Origin of the sequence: Amycolatopsis sp. NPDC059235 (assembly GCF_042754125.1) — a bacterium.
Classification (GTDB): Bacteria; Actinomycetota; Actinomycetes; order Mycobacteriales; family Pseudonocardiaceae; genus Amycolatopsis; species Amycolatopsis albidoflava.
This window is the reverse complement of record NZ_JBHZAG010000007.1, coordinates 18,961-37,693: the sequence shown is the minus strand read 5'-3', so window position 1 is coordinate 37,693 and position 18,733 is coordinate 18,961. Positions and strand designations below refer to the sequence as shown.

The 18,733-nt window shown below is 68.6% G+C and carries 19 protein-coding genes and 2 tRNA genes; 6 read left to right on the top strand and 15 right to left on the bottom strand.

Annotated features, from left to right (window positions below):
- Positions 1–7: 7 nt before the first annotated feature.
- The 3 genes from ACFXI3_RS07000 to ACFXI3_RS06990 all read right to left on the bottom strand — a co-directional run bounded on the left by ACFXI3_RS07000 (position 8) and on the right by ACFXI3_RS06990 (position 2,913).
- Entirely contained in the window at positions 8–1,456 is a 1,449-nt protein-coding gene (locus tag ACFXI3_RS07000; RefSeq protein ID WP_378398558.1) for a hypothetical protein, read from the bottom strand.
- Positions 1,457–1,567: 111 nt separating this feature from the next.
- Positions 1,568–2,320 carry a hypothetical protein gene (locus tag ACFXI3_RS06995; protein WP_378398557.1) on the bottom strand — a complete coding sequence of 251 codons (753 nt, stop codon included), beginning with the start codon at positions 2,318–2,320 and terminating at the stop codon, positions 1,568–1,570.
- The gene (locus ACFXI3_RS06990; protein WP_344287713.1) at positions 2,320–2,913 is read right to left on the bottom strand and encodes an RNA polymerase sigma factor; all 594 of its coding nucleotides are present in this window, start codon (positions 2,911–2,913) and stop codon (positions 2,320–2,322) included. Before ACFXI3_RS06990 ends, ACFXI3_RS06995 begins: the two co-directional genes overlap by 1 nt.
- A gap of 183 nt (positions 2,914–3,096) precedes the next feature.
- Between ACFXI3_RS06990 and ACFXI3_RS06985 the strand changes: the two genes are divergently transcribed.
- Positions 3,097–3,795 (top strand): hypothetical protein, encoded by a 699-nt coding sequence (locus tag ACFXI3_RS06985; RefSeq protein ID WP_378398555.1) that lies wholly within the window; start codon positions 3,097–3,099, stop codon positions 3,793–3,795.
- A gap of 8 nt (positions 3,796–3,803) precedes the next feature.
- Entirely contained in the window at positions 3,804–4,526 is a 723-nt protein-coding gene (locus tag ACFXI3_RS06980) for a hypothetical protein (RefSeq protein ID WP_378398554.1), read from the top strand.
- Positions 4,527–4,587: 61 nt separating this feature from the next.
- Here the strand turns inward: ACFXI3_RS06980 and ACFXI3_RS06975 are convergent.
- From ACFXI3_RS06975 to ACFXI3_RS06945, 7 genes are all read right to left on the bottom strand, one after another.
- A tRNA-Arg gene (locus ACFXI3_RS06975) sits at positions 4,588–4,661 on the bottom strand.
- Positions 4,662–4,703: 42 nt separating this feature from the next.
- Positions 4,704–4,793, bottom strand: a tRNA-Ser gene (locus ACFXI3_RS06970).
- 66 nt (positions 4,794–4,859) lie between these two features.
- Positions 4,860–6,569 carry a phosphatidylglycerol lysyltransferase domain-containing protein gene (locus ACFXI3_RS06965; RefSeq protein ID WP_344288293.1) on the bottom strand — a complete coding sequence of 570 codons (1,710 nt, stop codon included), beginning with the start codon at positions 6,567–6,569 and terminating at the stop codon, positions 4,860–4,862.
- 46 nt (positions 6,570–6,615) lie between these two features.
- Positions 6,616–8,595, bottom strand: a complete 1,980-nt coding sequence (locus ACFXI3_RS06960) for an acetoacetate--CoA ligase (RefSeq protein WP_378398553.1) — start codon at positions 8,593–8,595, stop codon at positions 6,616–6,618.
- Positions 8,592–9,200, bottom strand: coding sequence for a TetR/AcrR family transcriptional regulator (locus ACFXI3_RS06955; RefSeq protein WP_378398551.1), 609 nt, complete (start codon positions 9,198–9,200; stop codon positions 8,592–8,594). The genes ACFXI3_RS06960 and ACFXI3_RS06955 overlap by 4 nt, the downstream gene beginning before the upstream one ends.
- An 11-nt stretch (positions 9,201–9,211) precedes the next feature.
- Positions 9,212–10,102 carry a zinc-binding alcohol dehydrogenase family protein gene (locus ACFXI3_RS06950; RefSeq protein ID WP_378398550.1) on the bottom strand — a complete coding sequence of 297 codons (891 nt, stop codon included), beginning with the start codon at positions 10,100–10,102 and terminating at the stop codon, positions 9,212–9,214.
- An 85-nt stretch (positions 10,103–10,187) separates the two neighbouring features.
- Entirely contained in the window at positions 10,188–10,820 is a 633-nt protein-coding gene (locus ACFXI3_RS06945) for a dienelactone hydrolase family protein (protein ID WP_344287701.1), read from the bottom strand.
- Positions 10,821–10,924: 104 nt separating this feature from the next.
- Here ACFXI3_RS06945 and hisC point away from each other — a divergent pair, with 104 nt between their 5' ends.
- Positions 10,925–11,983 carry a histidinol-phosphate transaminase gene (hisC, locus tag ACFXI3_RS06940; RefSeq protein ID WP_378398548.1) on the top strand — a complete coding sequence of 353 codons (1,059 nt, stop codon included), beginning with the start codon at positions 10,925–10,927 and terminating at the stop codon, positions 11,981–11,983.
- On the opposite strand, the gene ACFXI3_RS06935 is transcribed toward hisC, so the two are convergent.
- The gene (locus ACFXI3_RS06935; RefSeq protein ID WP_344287697.1) at positions 11,976–12,737 is read right to left on the bottom strand and encodes a sulfite exporter TauE/SafE family protein; all 762 of its coding nucleotides are present in this window, start codon (positions 12,735–12,737) and stop codon (positions 11,976–11,978) included. The two genes, hisC and ACFXI3_RS06935, sit on opposite strands and share 8 nt — an antisense overlap.
- A 920-nt stretch (positions 12,738–13,657) precedes the next feature.
- The gene (locus ACFXI3_RS06930) at positions 13,658–14,002 is read right to left on the bottom strand and encodes a VOC family protein (protein WP_378398546.1); all 345 of its coding nucleotides are present in this window, start codon (positions 14,000–14,002) and stop codon (positions 13,658–13,660) included.
- A 77-nt stretch (positions 14,003–14,079) separates the two neighbouring features.
- On the opposite strand from ACFXI3_RS06930, the gene ACFXI3_RS06925 reads away from it, so the two are divergent.
- Together ACFXI3_RS06925 and ACFXI3_RS06920 are read left to right on the top strand one after the other, a co-directional pair.
- Positions 14,080–14,778 (top strand): FCD domain-containing protein, encoded by a 699-nt coding sequence (locus tag ACFXI3_RS06925; RefSeq protein ID WP_344287693.1) that lies wholly within the window; start codon positions 14,080–14,082, stop codon positions 14,776–14,778.
- Between the two features lie 176 nt (positions 14,779–14,954).
- On the top strand, positions 14,955–15,767 hold the full coding sequence (locus ACFXI3_RS06920; protein WP_378398544.1) for a class I SAM-dependent methyltransferase: 813 nt from the start codon (positions 14,955–14,957) through the stop codon (positions 15,765–15,767).
- Positions 15,768–15,771: 4 nt separating this feature from the next.
- On the opposite strand, the gene ACFXI3_RS06915 is transcribed toward ACFXI3_RS06920, so the two are convergent.
- Both ACFXI3_RS06915 and ACFXI3_RS06910 read right to left on the bottom strand, forming a co-directional pair.
- A complete protein-coding gene (locus ACFXI3_RS06915) occupies positions 15,772–16,197 on the bottom strand; it encodes an AAA family ATPase (RefSeq protein WP_378398715.1) in 426 nt (141 codons plus the stop codon).
- A gap of 17 nt (positions 16,198–16,214) precedes the next feature.
- On the bottom strand, positions 16,215–16,703 hold the full coding sequence (locus ACFXI3_RS06910; protein ID WP_344287686.1) for an FBP domain-containing protein: 489 nt from the start codon (positions 16,701–16,703) through the stop codon (positions 16,215–16,217).
- A gap of 89 nt (positions 16,704–16,792) precedes the next feature.
- Between ACFXI3_RS06910 and ACFXI3_RS06905 the strand changes: the two genes are divergently transcribed.
- Positions 16,793–18,265, top strand: a complete 1,473-nt coding sequence (locus tag ACFXI3_RS06905) for an adenylate/guanylate cyclase domain-containing protein (protein ID WP_378398713.1) — start codon at positions 16,793–16,795, stop codon at positions 18,263–18,265.
- Here ACFXI3_RS06905 and ACFXI3_RS06900 read toward each other — a convergent pair.
- Positions 18,262–18,717, bottom strand: a complete 456-nt coding sequence (locus tag ACFXI3_RS06900; RefSeq protein WP_378398542.1) for a MarR family winged helix-turn-helix transcriptional regulator — start codon at positions 18,715–18,717, stop codon at positions 18,262–18,264. The two genes, ACFXI3_RS06905 and ACFXI3_RS06900, sit on opposite strands and share 4 nt — an antisense overlap.
- Positions 18,718–18,733 lie beyond the last annotated feature (16 nt).

The window sequence follows — 18,733 nt, the reverse complement described above, 5'->3', positions numbered from 1 at the left end:
CCAAAGCTTACTGCGCATTGACCAGGTACAGCTCAGCACGCCCGTAGAGCGGCGCGGAAATCGTCCAGTGGGCAAGGTAATCCGACGGCGGCGGCCCCCAAACCCGCCGCAACGCGAGGTCAAGTTTGCGCGGCCGCACGGTGTAGTCGAAGAACGCGAAGTTCACCCGCAGCAGTCCGCGCGACAGACGTCCGGCCCGTGCCTCCAGTTCGTCGATCGCCTCGGGCATGCGGCCGCGGTCGGAGAAGACGTCGATGATCGCGCAGTCGCAGGTGTAGGCCAGCACTCCGATCTCGTCGGCGCTGGCGACCGTTCTCCCGGCAGCCAGCCTGCCCACCTCCCGGCCGATCTCGGCGTACTGCGCGCTCGTCGTGTAGTTCGAGGTGAACGGGGCGAAGTCGCGCGGCAGTCCGTCCCCGGCATAGCCGACCACACTGGCACCGACCAACGCAACGACGACAGCAACCCCCGCCACCCGCTCGATCCGGTGGGCGGAACCGGCCACGACCGCACAGACGAACACCGTCGCCGCGACAATGCCGGGGCCGTAATACCAGTGGTACGGCGGCACTTTCAGCTGAACGTACGCCAGGCTGTGCCCCGCTCCGGCCACCGCGAGCGCCGCGAACGGGAGCAGCCCGCGACTGGCCGCGTTGCCGCGCAACGCCAGTACCAGCCAGCGCAACCCGGCCAACGCCGCCAAACCGACGCACAAGAACGCGAGCACCGTCTGCCCTGGCAGGTATTGCCAGTACAGTCCGACGCCGTTGCCGAATTCCCACTTCCCCCAGGCCTGTCGCGCGCCCTGCAGGGTCTTGATGACGAGAGTGTCCGGAACGGCCGCGCCCAGTACGACCCAGCTGAACACGAACCAGGGCACCGCGACCAGCGCCGCGCCTCGCACAGCGCGCAGGCCGTCGACCCAGAACCGCCGCCGGATCAGGAAAATCACCCCCGCGAAGAGCACCAGATCGGCCCGGACCAGGGTCAGCGCGCCGGCCACCAGCCCGAAAGCGAACGGCCGCCGCTCCACCGAAAAGACCAGCAGCCAGCAAAGCCCGGCCGCACCGAGTTCGACTTCCATGCCGATCGACGACACCAGCAGCGGATTCACCGTCAACGCGGCGACCGCGAGAACCGGGAACCAGCGAGGCAATCCGGCAACCGCGCCCACCCTCCGCAGCGCCTGCACCAGGAGCACCTGACCGGCCACGTACAACACCCCCGCGGCCAGAACCGCGTCCCGCAGCACGAACGTCAACGCCGCCAGGGAAAGCACGTTCAACGGCGAGGTCGCCGTATTCGAGGTGCTGCCGGCCAGCAATCCCCAGTTTCCGTGGAACGCGAGATTGCGCGCATAGCTCAAGGTGATATAGGTGTCGTCGATGAGATGGCTGTGCACCAAAAGAAAGAACAATGCTGACGCGGCCGCCACTCCGAGCAGCAGCCAATCCACCCGTCTCCGGGCCGGAAACAGGCGTTCCCGCCCTGTTTGAGGCGTCGTCAAACCCAGTGCCATTATTGCGTTTCCCCCCGCATCAGTCTTCGAGCGACAGCCAGCCCGGTGCTATCTCCCCGGAAAGTCGTGGACGCTTCCGTCGCGCATGGTCACTCGGAATTTCCGGCTGTAATCGTCACGCGGAGAACCGCCCTCGACGAATTTCACGACGAAAATGCCGTCTTTCAACACCGCGGGGGTCATCGAGTCGTCCGGCCCGTACATCTCCACCTTGGCCACGTCGGGGGTCGCGACCCCGAACACGACACTCGGCCGGTAGGCATTGGTGGCGCTGGTGAAACCGCAGATCGGACGAGTGGCGCTGAGATAGGCGTAGCCCTCCCGTCCGTGTGTCCAGTCCCTGTCGTCGGTGACCATCAGGCCGGAGTACGGGCGGTAAGGGCCGGCATTCTGGCCATCTCTGAGAACGCAGACAGCCGCGAGTGTGGCGTTGCGGCCGACGAGGTAACTCCGCTCCGCGCCCTGATCGACCTTGAGCGTCAAGCGCAAACTGTCCGGGTCAGCCAACGAGACCCCGAAATCGGGAGCACTGTCGAGGCAGGCCTTGAACAGTTGCGCATCCCCGGCATCCGGCTTGGCACCAGCCGGAACCCGCGTAAGGTCCGTGCTGGCGTCGTGCACCGGCGAGAACACCAGCGTCGCGCCCAAGGCCAGCGCGCCGACGCCCGAGGCGACCGCCAGCGGCAGCCCCAGCCTCCGGCGCCGCCGGGCACGCAGTCCCGGAGCGAGCCGGTTCCACATGGCTTCCTTCAGGAGGTCAGGCATCGGCCGGTCGGGCGGCAGGTTGAGATCGTCGGCCATCAGAAGTCCCCTCCAGCCAGTACGCCGGTGTCCCTCAGCAGCTCCCGCAGCCGGGTTCGCGCCCGTGAAATCCGCGCGCGCACACTCGGTTCGGCGATCCCGAGCACCGCGGCCGCCTCTCCGTTCGACAAACCGCCCAGCAGGCAAAGCTCCACCGCCCGCCGTTCCGCCCGCGGCAGTTTCGCGACCGCGTCCAGCACCGCCTTCAACCGCCGGTCCGCGTCGACCTGCCCCGCCACGTCCTCGGCGTGGTCGCGGACCACCGGATTGCGCGGCAGCCGCGTCAGCACAGCCGCGAACCGGCCGAGGCGACGCTGTTCCCGGCGGGCCAGATTCGCGGTCACGGTGTACAGCCACGGCCGGGCACTGTCGTTCACCAGCGTCACCTCGCCGACGCGTCGCCACGCGGTGAGAAAGGTCAGCGAGGCCAGGTCCTCGGCGGTGGCCCAGGAACCGGTCAGCCGGTAGGCGTAGTTCCACACCCCGGCGACGTGCCGGTTGAACAACTCTCCGAACGCCGCGACGTCCCCGCCCGCGGCCAGTGCCCACAACTCCTGGTCGCCGCCGGGGGAATCCGGTCTCTCGGCCGGCATCCCCCACCCCCAGCTCTGCTCCGCAACTGTCGTCACAACCCCATGTCCCCGCTCGCCGCAGCATCGTTGCATCAGGCCCGGGACCAGCGTGATCAGCGTCTCGCCCTCGGCGGGAGCGGAAGGATATAGTCGGCCGGAGCCAGGATCGGGGCGTCCGGCTCGCCGGGCGGAGGGCTGTGGGGGATGACCGACAACGGGCGCGTTGAACCGCCGACGAATCCCTTCCCCGCAATTCCGCCCGCGAACCCTCGGCGCACCGGCTGGATCATCGGCGGGATCGTCGCGCTGGTGGTCGTACTCGGGATCGGGATCGCCGTCGGCGTCGTGGCCGGGCAGCCCTCGGAGCGCCCGCCGGAACCAGCCGACGCGCCCGGTTACTCCATGGACCACGTCGGCAACGCCTGCGATCTCGTCGATCCCGCTCCGCTGCGGAGGTGGTCGCCCACTCCGGCGGGCCCGCCCGAGCACAAGGAACTTCGCCCGAGCAAGCTCGACGCAGGCAGTCTGAGCTGCCAGATGCGGTACTCCAGCGGCAATTCCCTGGACACCGCCGAGGTCATCCTCGACGTCAACTTCACCAACGGAACCGCGCCGTCCTACTACGAGAACTGGAAACGCGGCAACGCGGCGAAGACCGGCGAGGGCAAGGCATCCGGCCCGATCACCGGAATCGGAAGCCAGGGCTTCTGGCACTCCGAGGTCTACGGCGACTTGGTCGCGAACACGCGCTACGTCCTTTGTGTAGTGGACGCCAACGTCTCGGTCCGCGTGCGGCTCAACTTCAGCCGCAGCCGGGAAGTCGCCCAGATGCACCGCACCGAAGTCCAGCCGATCGCCGAAGCACAGGCCCGCAAGGCGTTGAGCGGGCTGAAAGGGAACTAGGGTTTTCCATGCAGCAACCCGGATACGGCTACCCGCAGCCCCCGAAACCCGGCCCCAAAACGGGATTGATCGTGGCCGGTGCGATCGGACTGGTCGTGATACTCGGCGTCGGAATCGCGATCGGCCTCACCCTCAGCAGCGGCTCCTCCCCCTCCAAAGCCGAACCGGCCCCGGTGACCCCGCCCCCGTCCACCACGACGTCAGCCGTCGCACCACCGGGCAAGTACTCGATGAGCGCGATCTCCAACGCCTGCGACCTCCTGGACCCGAAACCGCTGGAGAAATGGTCCTCCACCCCGATCCCGCCGACGCACCGGGAAAACCAGCCAAGCGGAGGCTACGGCGGCGGCCTGACGTGCAGTCTCCGCTACACCAGCACCTCCGCGACCGACGGCGTCGCCACCAACGAGGCCGGAATCGGAATCCAGGTCGATTTCACGTCCGCGGGCGAGCCCCCGGCCTACGACAAGTGGAACACCGGCCCGTCGAAGGGCTGGACCGCCGGCACCACCGCCGGGCTCGGCACCCGCAACTACTGGCGCGCGGGCGCTGTCACGGAGCCGGGGCCGGGCGCGAGCTACATCGTCGGGGTGCAGGACAGCAATGTCTCGGTGGAGATCCAGGTCGCCGTCCATCGCGCCCCTGGCGAGGCCCCGCTGAAGATGGACGATCTGTCGTCGATCGCGCAATCCCAGACCCGCGCGGTGCTGGATCGGCTGAAGAAGGCGTAAATGCACAACGGTCCGGGAGCTAAAAGCTCCCGGACCGTTGTTTACTGTCTCGACCAGACAGTGCGCCCGAAGGGATTCGAACCCCTGACCTTCTGATCCGTAGTCAGATGCTCTATCCAGCTGAGCTACGGGCGCGTGTTCAGTTGTTAACCTAGCACCTGCCGAAACAGGCACCAGCGGAGGCTCCGGGATTTGAACCCGGGAGGGGGGGTTACCCCCAACCGCATTAGCAGTGCGGCGCCATAGACCAGACTAGGCGAAGCCTCCTGGGTCCCAACGACCACTGCTCAGATAGGTTACACACCCCTCCACCACCTCCGGAAGGCACCCCCCTCAACGGTGCAGCACCCTGCGTAACCAGGGCGAACGGCCGCCGAGCCCCTCGGCCTCGAAGGTCGCGATGCCGACGCGCGGCAGCGACCCGACGCCCGGGTACACCAGGTAACGCGGCACCCACCGGGGCTGGAACTTGGCGTTGAACCGGTAGAGGCTCTCGATCTGGATCCAGCGGGAGAAGAAGTGCAGGACCTTCGCCGAGAGCCGCGCGACCGGGCCCGCGCCGATGCGCTGGCCCTGTTCCATCAGGGCGCGGAAGGCGGCGAAGTTCAGCGACACCTGGTCGATGCCGTGCTCGCGGGAGTACAGCAGCAGCTCCGAGATCATCAGCTCGTTCACGCCGTTGTCGACAGTGCGGTCCCGGCGCATCACGTCCAGCGACAGTCCCCGCTCGCCCCACGGCACGAACTGCAGCACGCCTCGGACCCGGCCGCCCTGTTCCGCGGTGACGATCACCGAACCGTGGTCGCCCATGCGGCCCAGCGCCATCGAGAACCCGCGTTCGGTCTCGGTGCCGCGCCAGGTGGCGGCCAGGTGCACCAGCTCGGGCAACTCGCCGGAGCGCAGGTCCTCCGCCCGGCGCACCAGGACCTTGTAGCCGGCCCGCTTCGTCCGCGACGCCGCCTGCCGCACGCCGCGCATCACGCGGCCGTCGAGGGTGAACGTCTTGGTGTCGACGACGGCCTCGTCGCCGATTTCCAGTACCTCCAGGCCAAACCGGGCCCACACCGTCGCGCCCAGTTCGGACGCGCCCATCGCGGCGGGCACCCAGGCGTTGCGCTGGCAGATGTCCAGGTACTCCTCGATCGCGCCCGGCCAGGCCTCGTGGTCGCCGAGCGGATCGGCGGACGTCAGCGCGACCCCGGCGATCACGCGGAACGTGACGGCCGCCTTGCCGGTCTTGGAGAAGACCGCGAACTTGTCGCGGCGCAGCGCGAAGTAGCCCAGCGAGTCCCGTTCCCCGTGCTGCTTCAGCAGTTCGTGCAGCCGCGCCAGTTCGTCGTCGGACAGTTCCGGCGCGGGTTCGGCCGAGCGCAGCAGGAAGTACGCCGACACCAGCACGCCGGTGATGCTGAAGACCAGCCCGATCGACGCGGACAGATCCTCGAACCACATCTCGTGGAACACCGCGGGCCCGCTGACGCCGGTGAGCGCGAGCGCGGACTGGGACAGCCGGTCGGCGAAGCTCAGCGGGTCGAGCATCCGGGCGGGCGCGACCGACAGCAGCGCGAAGTTGAGCACGAAACCGGCCAGCACCAGCTGCAGCAGCACTCGCAAAGCGCGCCAGCGGCCGACGGTCGGGTCTGGGCGGGCGATGAAGTACCGCCGCGTTCCGAGAAGCCCGGCGAGCAGCACCATGGACACCACGCCGGCGCCGAACACATGCCGAAGCCCGAGGTGTGACAACGCCAACAACGCCGCGAAGCCGACCGCCAGTTGCCAGGCGCGGCGTTTGCGGCGGCGGAGCCCGGCGGCGAGCATGATCAGCAACACGCCGGTGACCAGCGCCACAGCCGCCGCGGCTGTAGTCGCTTCGCTGGGCAGCTCCAGCCATTTGGCCACGTGTCCGCGCACGTCGCGGCCCACCGGAACGACCGTGGACACGACCGTCAGCAGGCCGGCGAGCCTGGTTATCCATGTGATCGCGACGACCGACGTGACGCCGGCCGCCTGCCAAGTGTGCTGCGCGCGTGTCCCCGTCACCACGCGTGCAACACGCACGGCCCTGCCATGCTTCCCCCCGTTGGCGCGTTCAGTGCGCGGCGAGCTCCACAAAGGGGGCCAGCGCGGCCGGGTTGGCCAGCGCGTCCCTGCTCACCGCCCTCTCCGGCGCGACTCCGGAGAGGATCCGCTTCACTGGTACTTCGCACTTCTTACCGTTCAACGTACGGGGAATCTCGGAAACGACCATGAACCGATCGGGTACGTGTCGTGGCGACAGTGCGTTGCGAAGCTCTTTCCGCAGGTCAGGCTCCACTTCTTCGAGCGTGGCGCCCGCGGTGAGTACTACAAAACACAGCAGTTGCCCGTCGTCGTTGCCCGCCGCCGACGTGTCGATGACCAGCGAGTCGGCGACCTTGGCGAATCCTTCCGCGACCCGGTAGAACTCGGCGGTGCCCATCCGGACGCCGCCGCGGTTGAGCGTCGAATCGCTGCGGCCGTAGACCACCGCCGAACCGCGGCGGGTGATCTTGACCCAGTCGCCATGCCTCCAGATACCCGGATAAGTCTCGAAGTACGCCTCGCGCAGCCGGGAACCGTCCGGGTCGTTCCAGAACGAGACCGGCATCGACGGCATCGGTTCGGTGATCACCAACTCGCCGACCTCCTCGACCACCGGCTCGCCGTCGTCGTCGAACGCCGCCGCGGCCACGCCGAGGGCACGGCAGGACAGCTCGCCGAGCCACACCGGCACGTCCGGCGCGGCCGCCACGATCGCCGCGCACAGGTCGGTGCCGCCGGAGACCGAGCAGATCTGCACGTCCCGGCCGATCGCGTCGGCGATCCAGCGGAATCCCTCCGAGGACAACGGCGAACCGGTCGAGCCGACTACGCGCAGCGCGCTCAGGTCGTAGCGCGCGGCCGGGGCGAGACCGGCTTTGAGGCAGCTCTGGATGAACGGCGCGGATGTGCCGAAGTAAGTGACGCGGTGCTGTTCGGCCAGATGCCACAACGCGTTCAGGTCCGGATGGCCGGGACTGCCGTCGTACAGCACGATCGTGGCTCCGACGAGAAGCGCGGAGGCGACGAAGTTCCACATCATCCAGCCGGTGGTGGTGAACCAGAAGAACCGGTCCCCCGGCCCGAGCCCGCTTTGCAGGCCGAGCGCTTTGAAGTGTTCGACGACGATGCCGCCGTGGCCCTGCACGATGCCCTTGGGCAGCCCGGTCGTGCCCGAGGAGTACAGGATCCACAACGGATGCGCGAACTCCACCGGCTCGTACGCCAGCTCGCCGCCCGCGTGTTCGGCGAGCATCGCGTTCCAGTCGATGACGCCGTCGAGCGTCCCGTCTCCGAGGTATTTCACCAAAACGGTGGCTTCGAGCGACGGAATCTGTTCGCGCAGCTGCTGAACGGTGTCACGGATGTCGAATTTCCGGCCGTTGTAAGCGTATCCGTTCACCGCGATGAGCACCTTCGGCTCGATCTGGGTGAACCGGTCGGCGATCGCGCGGATCCCGAAGTCCGGGGAACACGACGACCAGATCGCGCCGAGGCTGGCGGTGGCGAGGAAAGCGATGAGCGTCTGCGGGCAGTTCGGCGCGAGCGCGACGACGCGATCTCCTTTGCCGACGCCGAAAGCACGCAACGCGGCCCGTGCGGCGGCGACGTGTGCGCGGAGGTCGCCGTAGGTGAATTGCTCGGCGAGCCCGTCCTCGCGGTGGAAAATCACCGCGAGTTCGTCGTCGGCCTTCGGCGCGCCGCCGGTACCCGGGCGCAGCGAGTGTTCGGCGTAGTTGAGCGTGCCGCCGTCGAACCATTTCGCGTCCGGCATCGCGCCGGACAGGATTTCCCGCGGCTGCTCGTGCCAGCGGACGCCGAAGAACTCCGCGACCGCGGCCCAGAACTCCGGGCCGTGCTCGACCGAGTAGTGCCACAGGTCGTCGTAATCGGCCAGGTCGACGCCGCGTTGCTCGCGCAGCCATCGGCGGAAGGCCTCGATCTTCGTGTCAGCGACCCGGTTGGGGTCGGGTCGCCAGAGCACCTCGGGAACAGCGGCGTTCTCGGTCACCCGCCGATGCTAACCCCGCGATGCTCGCAAAGTCCTTTTTCGACCGCGCCCACCCCGGTCAGCAGCGCGCGGACGACGTCGAGGACGAACTCGCGCGTCAATTCCCGGTGGCCGAACAGCGCGCGGAACACGACGGGCGCGGCGAACAGGTCCAGCAGCAGGTCGACGTCCTGGCCGGAGCGAAGGTCCCCGCGCTCCTGTGCCTTGCGCAGGGACACTATGCAGGCCTCCCGGCGCGGTGCCCAGAACGACGTCAGGAAGTCTTCCCGCAGCTCCGGGTCGTCCGCCAGGTCGACGGCCAGCGCCGGGAGGACGCGGCCGAAAACCGGGTCCTCCAGGCCGATCCGGAGGGCGTCGAGGTGACCGACGAGATCGCAGCAGGTGCAGCCGGTGTCGATCTCCGCGACGCCGGTGCGCGCCTCCGCCATCGCCGCGACCACCACGTGCTTCTGGCTTTTCCACCGGCGCCGGATGGCGGGTTTGGTGGTGCCCGCGCGCTGGGCGATGGCCTCCATGGTCAGCGCCGAATAGCCGGATTCCCGGACCAGTTCGCACACCGCGACCAGCACGGCGTGGTCGATCCGCTCGTCCCGTTGGCGCGCCATGGATTCTCCCGCTATTCGTTGAGCAGCACGACCTTACCGAACGATTTCCCGTGCTCCACGTGCTGGAGGGCAGCGGCGGCCTCGCCGAGCGGGAACGTTCGGTCGAGCACAGCGGAAAGCCGACCGTCGGCAACGAGGGCGAGGACGCGGTCCCACGACTTCCGGCGTTCTTCCGGCGACACCGAGGTGAGACTGAACGCGAACAGCGTCGGCGACTTGTGGAAATCGCGCATCAGCGGCTCGAACGCTTCCGGTTCCGGAACGCCCGCCGTGCCTCCACAAAGGACATAGCGACCGTTGGGACGCAACAGTTCCAGGTGCTCGCGGACCTGCGGACCCGCCGCGGTGTCGATGATGACGTCGTAGGTCTCCTCGGGTCGCTCCCGGGTGCGGTCGACGATCTTCGCCGCGCCGAGGATCCGGAGCCGTTCGCCGTACTCCGCCGAAGAAGTCACCGCCGTGACCTCAGCGCCGCGAGCGTGGGCGATCTGGGTCGCGAGCACGCCGATCCCACCGCTCGCGCCGCGGACCAGCACTCGCTCGCCGGGAGCCACCGCGGCCCGACGCACCGCGCCTTCCGCGACCATCGCGTTCACGCCCAGCGCGACCACGTCGGCTGGATCGAGGGTGTCCGGCACGGGGTACAGCTGGTCCGCGTCGGCCGCGACCTGCTGGGCGTAGCCGCCGGAAAGGATCAGCGCCAGCACTCTCCGCCTGTCCTCTACCCGGCCGACGACCTCGACGCCGGGCACCGAACTGGCGCCGTTCCGCAGATTCATGAGGTCGAAGTAGCCCACTCCGGCTGCCTCGACCTCGACCACGGCCTGTCCCTGCCCGGCAGCCGGGTCCGGTGCGTCGCCGAGGACGAGCCGCTGCTGGGGTTCTACGAGCACCGCTTTCACGGGTGGTTCCTTTCGCTATAACATTCCGATCCGGATCGGAACGTTATTCGATCACGCAGCGACCCGTCAAGGGTGCTGCCGGAGATCAGCGGAGGTGCGCGTCGAACCAGTCGAGGGTGCGCTGCCAGGCCTCTTCCGCCGCGCCGGGGTCGGCGTCGAAGCGGTGGTTCGCGCCCGGATAGCGCACGACGTTCGTCGCGACTTTCGCCGACGCCGCGGCCTCGCGCAGCTGCTCCACCTGAGCCTCGCCCGCCTCGTCGCCGGCGTCGCCGTACATGCCGAGCCACGGGCTGGTCACGCGGCCGGCGATTTCCAGCAGCTTCGGCAGTTCTGCCACCGCCTGTCCGCCGACGCTCACCGCCGCGCCGAACTTGCGGTGCGAGGCGACTACCAGCGCCGCCGTGCCGCCGAGGTCGAAGCCGACGACGCCGCGCAGATCGGCTTCGACGCCGCGGTCGGTGAGCCACTCGAGCGTGCGGTCGGTGGCGTCGAGGAGATCGCGCTGAGTGAGCTGTTCGCCGGACTCGATGTGCGGCGTGACGGTGAGCCAGCCTTCGCCGGCAAGGCTTTTGACCAGCAGCAGGACGCCGTCGGTGACCCCGTCGCCCTCGTGCAGGACCACCAGGCCGCCGCGAAGCGCGCCGTCGGGTTCGGCGAAGGTGAGGCGAAGGGTGCTGCCGTCGGTACGCTGGTGATCCACGGTGGTCGTCGACGTCATCGCCTCATGCAATCACCTCTGGGTGAACATTGGGAACCTTCCCGGATCGGCCGGGGCGAGATACGGTGACCCCGTCGTCCCGTGAAAACCGAGGAGTTCCGACGATGCCGTCCCTCGCCCCCCGCCCTGACCTCGATTCGTTGCCGAAGTACGTCCCTGGCCGGACGATCGAAGGGGCCGTCAAGCTCGCGAGCAATGAGGTGCCCGGCGGTCCGCTGCCGAGCGTCCAGGCGGCGATCACGGCTGCGGTAACCGGAGTGAACCGGTACCCGGACAACGGATCCCAGGCTTTGCGCGAGCGGCTTTCGCGGCGGCTGGACGTTCCGGCCGAACGGCTCGCGATCGGGTGCGGTTCGGTTTCGCTGTGCCAGCAGATGATCCAGGCGCTGTGCGGTCCCGGCGACGAGGTGCTGTTCGGCTGGCGGTCGTTCGAGGCCTACCCGATCGTGGTCCAGGTGGCGCTCGCGACGGGCGTGAAGGTTCCGCTCACGCCGGAGCACGGGCTGGACCTGGACGCGATGCTGGCGCGGATCACCGACCGCACCAAGCTCGTGTTCGTCTGCAACCCCAACAACCCGACCGGCACGGTGCTGCACCGCGACGAGATCGAGCGGTTCCTCGAAGCGGTGCCGCCGCATGTGCTCGTGGTGCTGGACGAGGCGTACAAGGAATTCGTCACCGACCCCGAGGTGCCGGACGGCGTCGAATTCACGCGGACGCACAGCAATGTGGCGGTGCTGCGCACGTTCTCGAAGGCGTACGGGCTCGCCGGGCTGCGCGTCGGGTACGCGGTGGCTCCGGAGCCGATCGCGCAGGCGCTGCAGCAGGTGTACGTGGCGTTCTCGGTGAACAGCATCGCGCAGGTGGCCGCGATCGCGTCGCTCGACGCGGAGGACGAACTGCTCGCCCGGTGCCGGGAAATCATCTCCGAGCGCACCCGCGTGCGGGACGCGTTGCTGGAGATGGGTTACGAGATCCCGCCGACCCAGGCGAACTTCGTGTGGTTCCCGCTCGGGGATGCCACCGCGGCCTTCGCCGAGCACATGCTGGACCGGAAGCTGATCGTGCGCCCGTTCCCCGGCGAGGGCGCGCGGGTGACGATCGGGATGCCGGAGGAGAACGACCTGTTCCTGGCCGCGGCCAAGGAATTCCAGGCTATTTGAGGATCAGCTGCACGACCGCGGCGAGCCCGATCACGACGATCACGCCGCGCAACACGGTGGGCGGCAGCTTGCGGCCGATCTTGGCCCCGAGCTGCCCGCCGATCGTGGACCCGAGCGCGAGCAGCCCGATCACCGGCCAGCTCACCGGCGCGACGAACGCGTAAATCGTGCCCGCGACGATGTTCACGACGGCGGACAGCACGTTCTTGACGCCATTGAGCCGCTGCAACGGTTCGGACAGCAGCATGCCCATGACGGCCATCATCATCACGCCCTGCGCGGCGGTGAAGTAGCCGCCGTAGATGCCGATGACGAAGAGCAGCCCGAACAGCAACGGCCCCGCGTGATGCTCGCGCCCGTTGGCCTCGCGGCGCTTCTGCACCCACTTCGAGACCTTCGGCTGAACGATCACGAGCACGACGGCCAGCCCGACGAGCACCGGCACGATCTTCTCGAACGCGTCCTTGGGCAGCGTCAGGAGAAGGATGGTGCCGCCGATAGCCCCGAAAAACGAGGCGACCGCGAACCGCACCACCTGCGGCCAGTACCCGACGAGCTCGTGCCGATAGCCGTACGCGCCACTAATCGTGCCCGGCGCGAGCCCGACCGCGTTGGACGTCGTAGCGGTCACCGGCGGATACCCGAGCGCGACAAGCACCGGGAACGTCACAAGCGTCCCGGAACCGACGACCGTGTTGATGGTCCCGGCCCACATCCCGGCAATGAAGATGACGACGGCATGCCACCAGGTCATAAAGCGATCACCCGCTGACCCTAAGCAGCAGCCTCGGTGGTCTGCGACGCGATGTGTCCGGTCAGACACTCGAAGGCACCACTCCGGAGGCGCACGCCGGGCTGGGCGAAGGGCGTGATTGGGCTCGGTAGCTGAGCCCTCGCGTGGCGGGGTCGCGTGGCGGGGTCGCGTGGCGGGGTCGCGTGGCGGGGTCGCGTGGCGGGGTCGCGTGGCGGGGTCGCGTGGCGGGGTCGCGCGCACGGCGACATCGCCGCATGCGCCGACTCGGCTGCGAGTGCGCAGCCTGCGTGGCCGCCAGCTCGGGTCTTGCTTGGCTGCCAGCCATGCGGACCCGGATGCTAGCCCGGGTCGCTGCAGGCGCACGTGTTGTTTGCCCGCCAGCCGACGTCGCCGCTTGCCTGCGCTTCACCCCGACAACCAGCGCACTTCACCACCGGCCGCGCCCAACCTGGGCACCTGCCCGAGCCTTGCTTTGTCGCCAACCCACGCCGCTGGTCGCCCACGCTTCACCCGGCAACCAGCGTGCGTACCGCTGCAAGCCCGCGCGCAGCCTGGCCACCAACCCGAGCGTTGCCCGCCCAGCCAACAAGCCTCGCCGCAAGTTCACGCTGCGCCCAGCAACCAGCACGCCTCGCCACCGGCCGTGCCTGGCCTGGCCGCTAACCCACGCCTTGCCCGCCAACCGACGTCGCCGCTTGCCCGCGCCTCGCCCGGCAACAGCGGACCTCACCACAGGCCCGAACCCAACGCGGCCACCAGCCCACGTCACCACCAGCCCAGGCCGACCCCAGGAAACAACCCGCGCTCCGCCTCAGCTTCCGCCGCCAGTCTTCATCTGCCTCCTAACTCCGCGCCTTCCGCACTCACCTCCCCTCTCCGCGCATTCCGCGCACTCCGCTCACCCATCCCCATCAACCCCGTCACCGCTCAAAAACGCAAAACTCGTTCCCCTCCGGATCCGCCATCACATGCCACTCCCGCCCCTCGCCCCGCTGCGCCACCATCCGGGCCCCGGCCGCCCGCAGCTCCTCCGGATCTCCCCACACGTCCAGATGCATCCGGTTCTTCACCGTCTTGCGTTCCGGCACCGGGTTCAGCCAGATCAGCGGCCCCTCGCCGACCGGGTCCACGATCGCGACCGGCCAGTCCGGCGAGCGTTCTCCGGGCGGGCTTCGGCGGACATAGCCCATCGCCGAACACCACCAGTCCGCCAATGCCTGATGATCAAGAGCGTCCAGTGCCAGGTCTTTGAACTTCGCGGTCATGATCCCTCCCCTTCCACTCAACGATGGTGACACCCGCCACCGACAATTTCGCGCGGCTCGGGTCGCCACCTGCCAGGATGGGCGGCGTGGCACACGAAACCGACCAGGTCTGGAGCGCCACGGTCGACCATCTGCGCGCGATGATCGATTCGGGCGAGCTTCCGCCGGGCTCGCGCCTGCCCGCGGAACGCGCGCTCTGCGAGCAACTCGGCATCAGCCGCGGGTCGTTGCGGCAGGCGTTGCGCGTGCTGGATTCGATCGGGTACGTCCAGATCCGCGCGGGGTCCGGCACCTACGTCCGCGAGCAAGGCACCGAGGAAAGCCCGCTGAGCAGCTGGTTTTCCGAGCACGAACAGCTAGTGGAGAAGCTGTTCGACCTGCGCGCGACTGTCGAGCCGACGCTGGCCGAGCGGCTCGCGCGGCAGCACACGCCGCGCGTCGTGCAGCGGCTCGCGGACAACGTCGCGGAGATGGAGGAGGCCGCGGCGAACGGCGACATGCTGCGCGTCATCGCGACCGACGCCGAGTTCCACCGGGTGATCGCCGGCAACGCGGGCAGTGACGACGTCGCTGACCTGCTCCGTTCGGTACTCGCCCTGGTCGGCGAGGAGCGCCGGGCCGCGCTTCGGCTGCCTGGGCAGATCCGCAAGGCCGTGGCCGAACACCGCGCGATCCTCGAAGCCATCAGCCGTTCGGACGCCGCGGCGGCGCGCGAGATCACCCTCAAACACTTGCTGGACGCGAAAACCTACGCCCACGACTACGCGTCTTCCTGAATCAGCAGAACTCAGCACACGCAGAACTCGTTGCCCTCCGGATCTTGAAGCACAGCGAAGCAGCCGCTCTCGTCGTGCGCAAGCGCTTCGCCATACCTCCGGACAATGCCGCATCCGGCAATCAGCGCTACAGTCTTCATAAGTTTGTGAAGACTGTGACACCAAGGGGGCCGAACGTGGAGAAAGTGCACTTCACCGAGGAGAAGGCGACCAACCTCGGCACGCTGTACGCCCGTGCGCTCGACGCTCGCCGAAAGGACCCGATCCTCGGCGACACGGCGGCCGACGAAGCGGTCAAGAAGATCGACTACGACTTCCGCAAGCTGGGCGTGAACGAGAACGCCGCCGTCTCCGTCGCGATCCGGGCGCGGGCGATCGACGAGATGGCGGGCAAATGGCTGGCCGAACACCCCGACGCGGTCGTCGTGCACCTCGGCTGCGGCATGGACACCCGTGTGTACCGGCTCGACCCGCCGCCGTCGGTCGAGTGGTTCGACGTGGACTATCCGGAGGTCGTCGACGTCCGCGGCCGGATTTACCCGCAGCGGCCGGGGTACACGATGATCGGTTCGTCGGTCACTGATTTCGGCTGGCTCGACCAGGTTCCCGGCGACCGCGAGGCGCTGATCGTGGCCGAGGGCCTCACGATGTATCTCACCGCGGAGTCCGGCACCGAACTGGTCCGCAGGCTCGTCGGCAAGTTCCCGTCCGGCCGGATCGTGGTCGATTTCTTCAGCTCGCTCGGCATCAAGGCGCAGACGATCAACCCGGTGGTCCGCCGCGCTGGCGCGACTTTGCATTGGGGCATCGACGATCCGCACGAACTGGAGCGCTACGGCCTCCGCCTGGTGTCCTTTTTGGACGCGACAGACTGGGCGACCGACGACGCGCTGGCGAAGATCCCGGCGGCGTCCCGCCTGGCGTTGCGCGCGTCGGCGCTGTTCCCGATGATCCGCAAGATGGGGCGGATCGCGGAGTGGGATTTCTGAACCGCTAACCAACCTGGCGCAACACCGCATCGGCGACCTCGGCCACCGGCACAGTGGTCACCACCTCGAACGTCGCCGACGAACGCAGCAACGGCTCCACTTCGTCCAGATACCCCAACGTTTCGGCCAGTTCGTGCGGATGTTTCCCGTACGGATTGCCGGTTCGCGTCGTCAGCCGCTCGATCAGCACCTCGCGCGGCGCGCTCAGCAACACGATGTCGGTGAACCGCGGATAGAACCCCACCTGGTTCGAGACCGTGCCGGACACGAACAGCGGCCCCGGCGTCGACAACAACGCGGCGATCCGGTCTTCGCGCCAGAGCCCGTCTTCGCCGGTGTAGCCGCCGTAATCGGTGTCGACCGTGCGGTACCCGCGCCGGGAAAGTTCGGCGAGCAGGCTGCTTTTGCCCACTCCAGACATCCCGGTCACCAGCACCCGCACAGCGGCTACCGGGTTTCCAGCACCCGAGCCACGAACCGCCCGACTTTTTCGCTCATCCGTTCCACGCGCTCCTCCTCCGAGAGCGTCTCCTTGGGCTGCGGCACCGCAGGCCGGAGTTCGCCGCGGAGATACGCGCTGCACGCCAGGTCAGAGCACAAATACGTGCCCACCGTATTGCCGTCGCGACCAGGTTTTCCGGCCAGCCGGGCGGTGAACAGCGTGATGTCGGCGAGCGGATGCGTCGTGGAGCAGAACGCGCACATGTTGCTGCGCAGCCGCGATTTCGGCGGCGGCGCGGCGCGCAGCGACAGGCCGATCACCTCGTCGCCGTGCGGCACGACGAGGTACGCCCGGCCGGGCGCCTTCACGTCGCGCCAGCCAAGGAAGTCTCGCTTCTCCCACGGGACGTCGGCGGGCAGCGTGACGGACTTGGCTTCCCCGCGGGAACAGTTGACGAACGAGGCGCGGATCTCGGCGGGGTCGAGCGGTTGCATACGACCACGCTAACCATCGCCGCACCGCAAGAGCGACGGCTTTTTTCGCTCCCGGACCCGCCACCCCATACGATCTGCGGGTGCGCACGATGATCGCAGGGAGGTTCCGGCTGGTTCTGCGCACCAGTCTGGGCTTCGCCGCGCTCGGCGTCGGATCGAGTGTCGCCGGCGCCGGAGTCGTCGCGTTGCTGCTGCTCCTGCAGGGGTTGCCGGAGGACGTCGACGACCGCGGCTGGGTGCTCGGCGTCACCGCGGCGGGAGTGGTCGCGCTGGCGCTGATCGTCGGCACGCTCTGGACCGCCTACCTGCAACGCCGCACCGTGGTGTGGTTCACGATCGGCCGCCCGCCGACCGCGGACGAGGCCAAACGGGCACTGCGGCTGCCCTTTGACATGGCCGTGGTGAGCGGCACGCTCTGGCTGATCGGCGCGCTCGCGCTCGGCATCCTGGCCGGCGTCCTCGGCTCGATCGGCGACGCGGCGGGCATCGCGCTCACCATCGGGCTCGGCGGGCTGACCACGGTCGGGCTCACCTACCTGGCCGCGGAATGGGTCGCGCGGCCGGTGATGACGATGGCCCTCGACGTCCTGCCGCCGCGCGGGACGCTGCCGGTCACCGTGCTGACGCGGCTGGTCGTCACGTGGGTGCTGGCCAGCGGCGTACCGCTGATCGGCGTGCTGCTGGTGACCACACCGCCCGATCTCGGCCGCCACGGCAACCCGACGGCGAGCCTGATCGTGCTCTCCGTGACCGGCCTGACGACCGGAGCGATCGGCACCGCGCTCCTGTCCCGCGCCGTCGCCGCGCCGCTGCACCGGCTGCGGATCGCGCTCGACGGAATCGCGCGCGGACGCAAGGACGTGCACGTCGACGTGGACGATTCCAGCGAGATCGGGATGCTGCAGACGTCGGTCAACGACCTCGCCGCCGGCCTGCGCGAACAGGACCGGATGCGCGACCTCTTCGGCCGCCATGTCGGCACCGACGTCGCCCGGCACGCGCTCGAATACGGCGCTTCGCTCTCCGGCGACGTCCGCGAGGTCACCGCGCTGTTCGTCGACGTCGTGGACTCGACAGCGCTCGCGTCGCGCACCCCGCCGCAGGAATTGGTCGAGAAACTGAACCGGTTTTTCGCGAGCGTGGTGTCCGCAGTGGACGCTCGCGGCGGGCTGGTCAACAAGTTCCAGGGCGACGCCGCGCTGTGCGTTTTCGGCGCGCCGACCCGGCTGTCCGACAGTCCGACGATGGCGCTCGCCGCGGCCCGCGCGATCCGCGACGCGGTGGTGTCGGAAGGCGAGCTTGACCTGGGCATCGGCGTCGCGACCGGGCAGGTGTTCGCCGGGCAGCTTGGCGCGTCGAGCCGCTTGGAATACACCGTGATCGGCGACGCGGTGAACGAAGCCGCGCGGCTCACCGAACACGCGAAAGCCGCGCCGTCGCGGGTGCTCGCCAGCGAAACGACAGTGAAGGCCGCGCTCGGCGGCGAACGGGAACACTGGCGGCTGCACGGCGAACTCCACCTGCGCGGCCGCCACCGCGAGACCCGGACCTGGACGACTTAGTACTCCCGCCCCTCGTTCATCACCTCGGCAATCCGAGCCAAAAAGTCCCGCACCACAGCGTTTTCCGACTCGCTGAGCGTCCGCGACACCGCATCCAGCTTCTCGATCGCCGGCCACCACACCGCCGACGCGATCTCCCGCGCGGAATCGGTGACCATGACCGCCACCCTCCGCCGATCCGTGTCGCTGCGAACGCGCGCGAGATAACCGGCCTCTTCCATCCGGTCCACCAGCGTCGTCGCCGAGGGGCCGCTGATCCCGAGGCGGCGGCCCAATTCCACCGGACCCATCGGTCCGTAGTGGTTGAGGAGCGCGATCGCGGTGAGGTCGTTCGCGTTCATCCCGACGCTCTTCGCCATCCGCGCCATCAGGTCACGGCTGGCTTCGATGACGTCGCGCACCGCGAAGGTCGTCGCGTTCACGTTTTCGAGCGCTGCCTGGTTCTCGTCCACGCGACCCTCCTTGTCA

Bases quoted from the DNA above. Each gene is read 5' to 3' on its own strand.
- ACFXI3_RS06995 (WP_378398557.1), bottom strand. From the start codon at position 2,320: ATGGCCGACGATCTCAACCTGCCGCCCGACCGGCCGATGCCTGACCTC.
- ACFXI3_RS06990 (WP_344287713.1), bottom strand. From the start codon at position 2,913: ATGCCGGCCGAGAGACCGGATTCCCCCGGCGGCGACCAGGAGTTGTGG.
- ACFXI3_RS06985 (WP_378398555.1), top strand. From the start codon at position 3,097: ATGACCGACAACGGGCGCGTTGAACCGCCGACGAATCCCTTCCCCGCA.
- ACFXI3_RS06980 (WP_378398554.1), top strand. From the start codon at position 3,804: ATGCAGCAACCCGGATACGGCTACCCGCAGCCCCCGAAACCCGGCCCC.
- ACFXI3_RS06955 (WP_378398551.1), bottom strand. From the start codon at position 9,200: ATGGCGCGCCAACGGGACGAGCGGATCGACCACGCCGTGCTGGTCGCG.
- ACFXI3_RS06945 (WP_344287701.1), bottom strand. From the start codon at position 10,820: ATGACGTCGACGACCACCGTGGATCACCAGCGTACCGACGGCAGCACC.
- hisC (WP_378398548.1), top strand. From the start codon at position 10,925: ATGCCGTCCCTCGCCCCCCGCCCTGACCTCGATTCGTTGCCGAAGTAC.
- ACFXI3_RS06935 (WP_344287697.1), bottom strand. From the start codon at position 12,737: ATGACCTGGTGGCATGCCGTCGTCATCTTCATTGCCGGGATGTGGGCC.
- ACFXI3_RS06930 (WP_378398546.1), bottom strand. From the start codon at position 14,002: ATGACCGCGAAGTTCAAAGACCTGGCACTGGACGCTCTTGATCATCAG.
- ACFXI3_RS06925 (WP_344287693.1), top strand. From the start codon at position 14,080: ATGGGCGGCGTGGCACACGAAACCGACCAGGTCTGGAGCGCCACGGTC.
- ACFXI3_RS06910 (WP_344287686.1), bottom strand. From the start codon at position 16,703: ATGCAACCGCTCGACCCCGCCGAGATCCGCGCCTCGTTCGTCAACTGT.
- ACFXI3_RS06905 (WP_378398713.1), top strand. From the start codon at position 16,793: ATGATCGCAGGGAGGTTCCGGCTGGTTCTGCGCACCAGTCTGGGCTTC.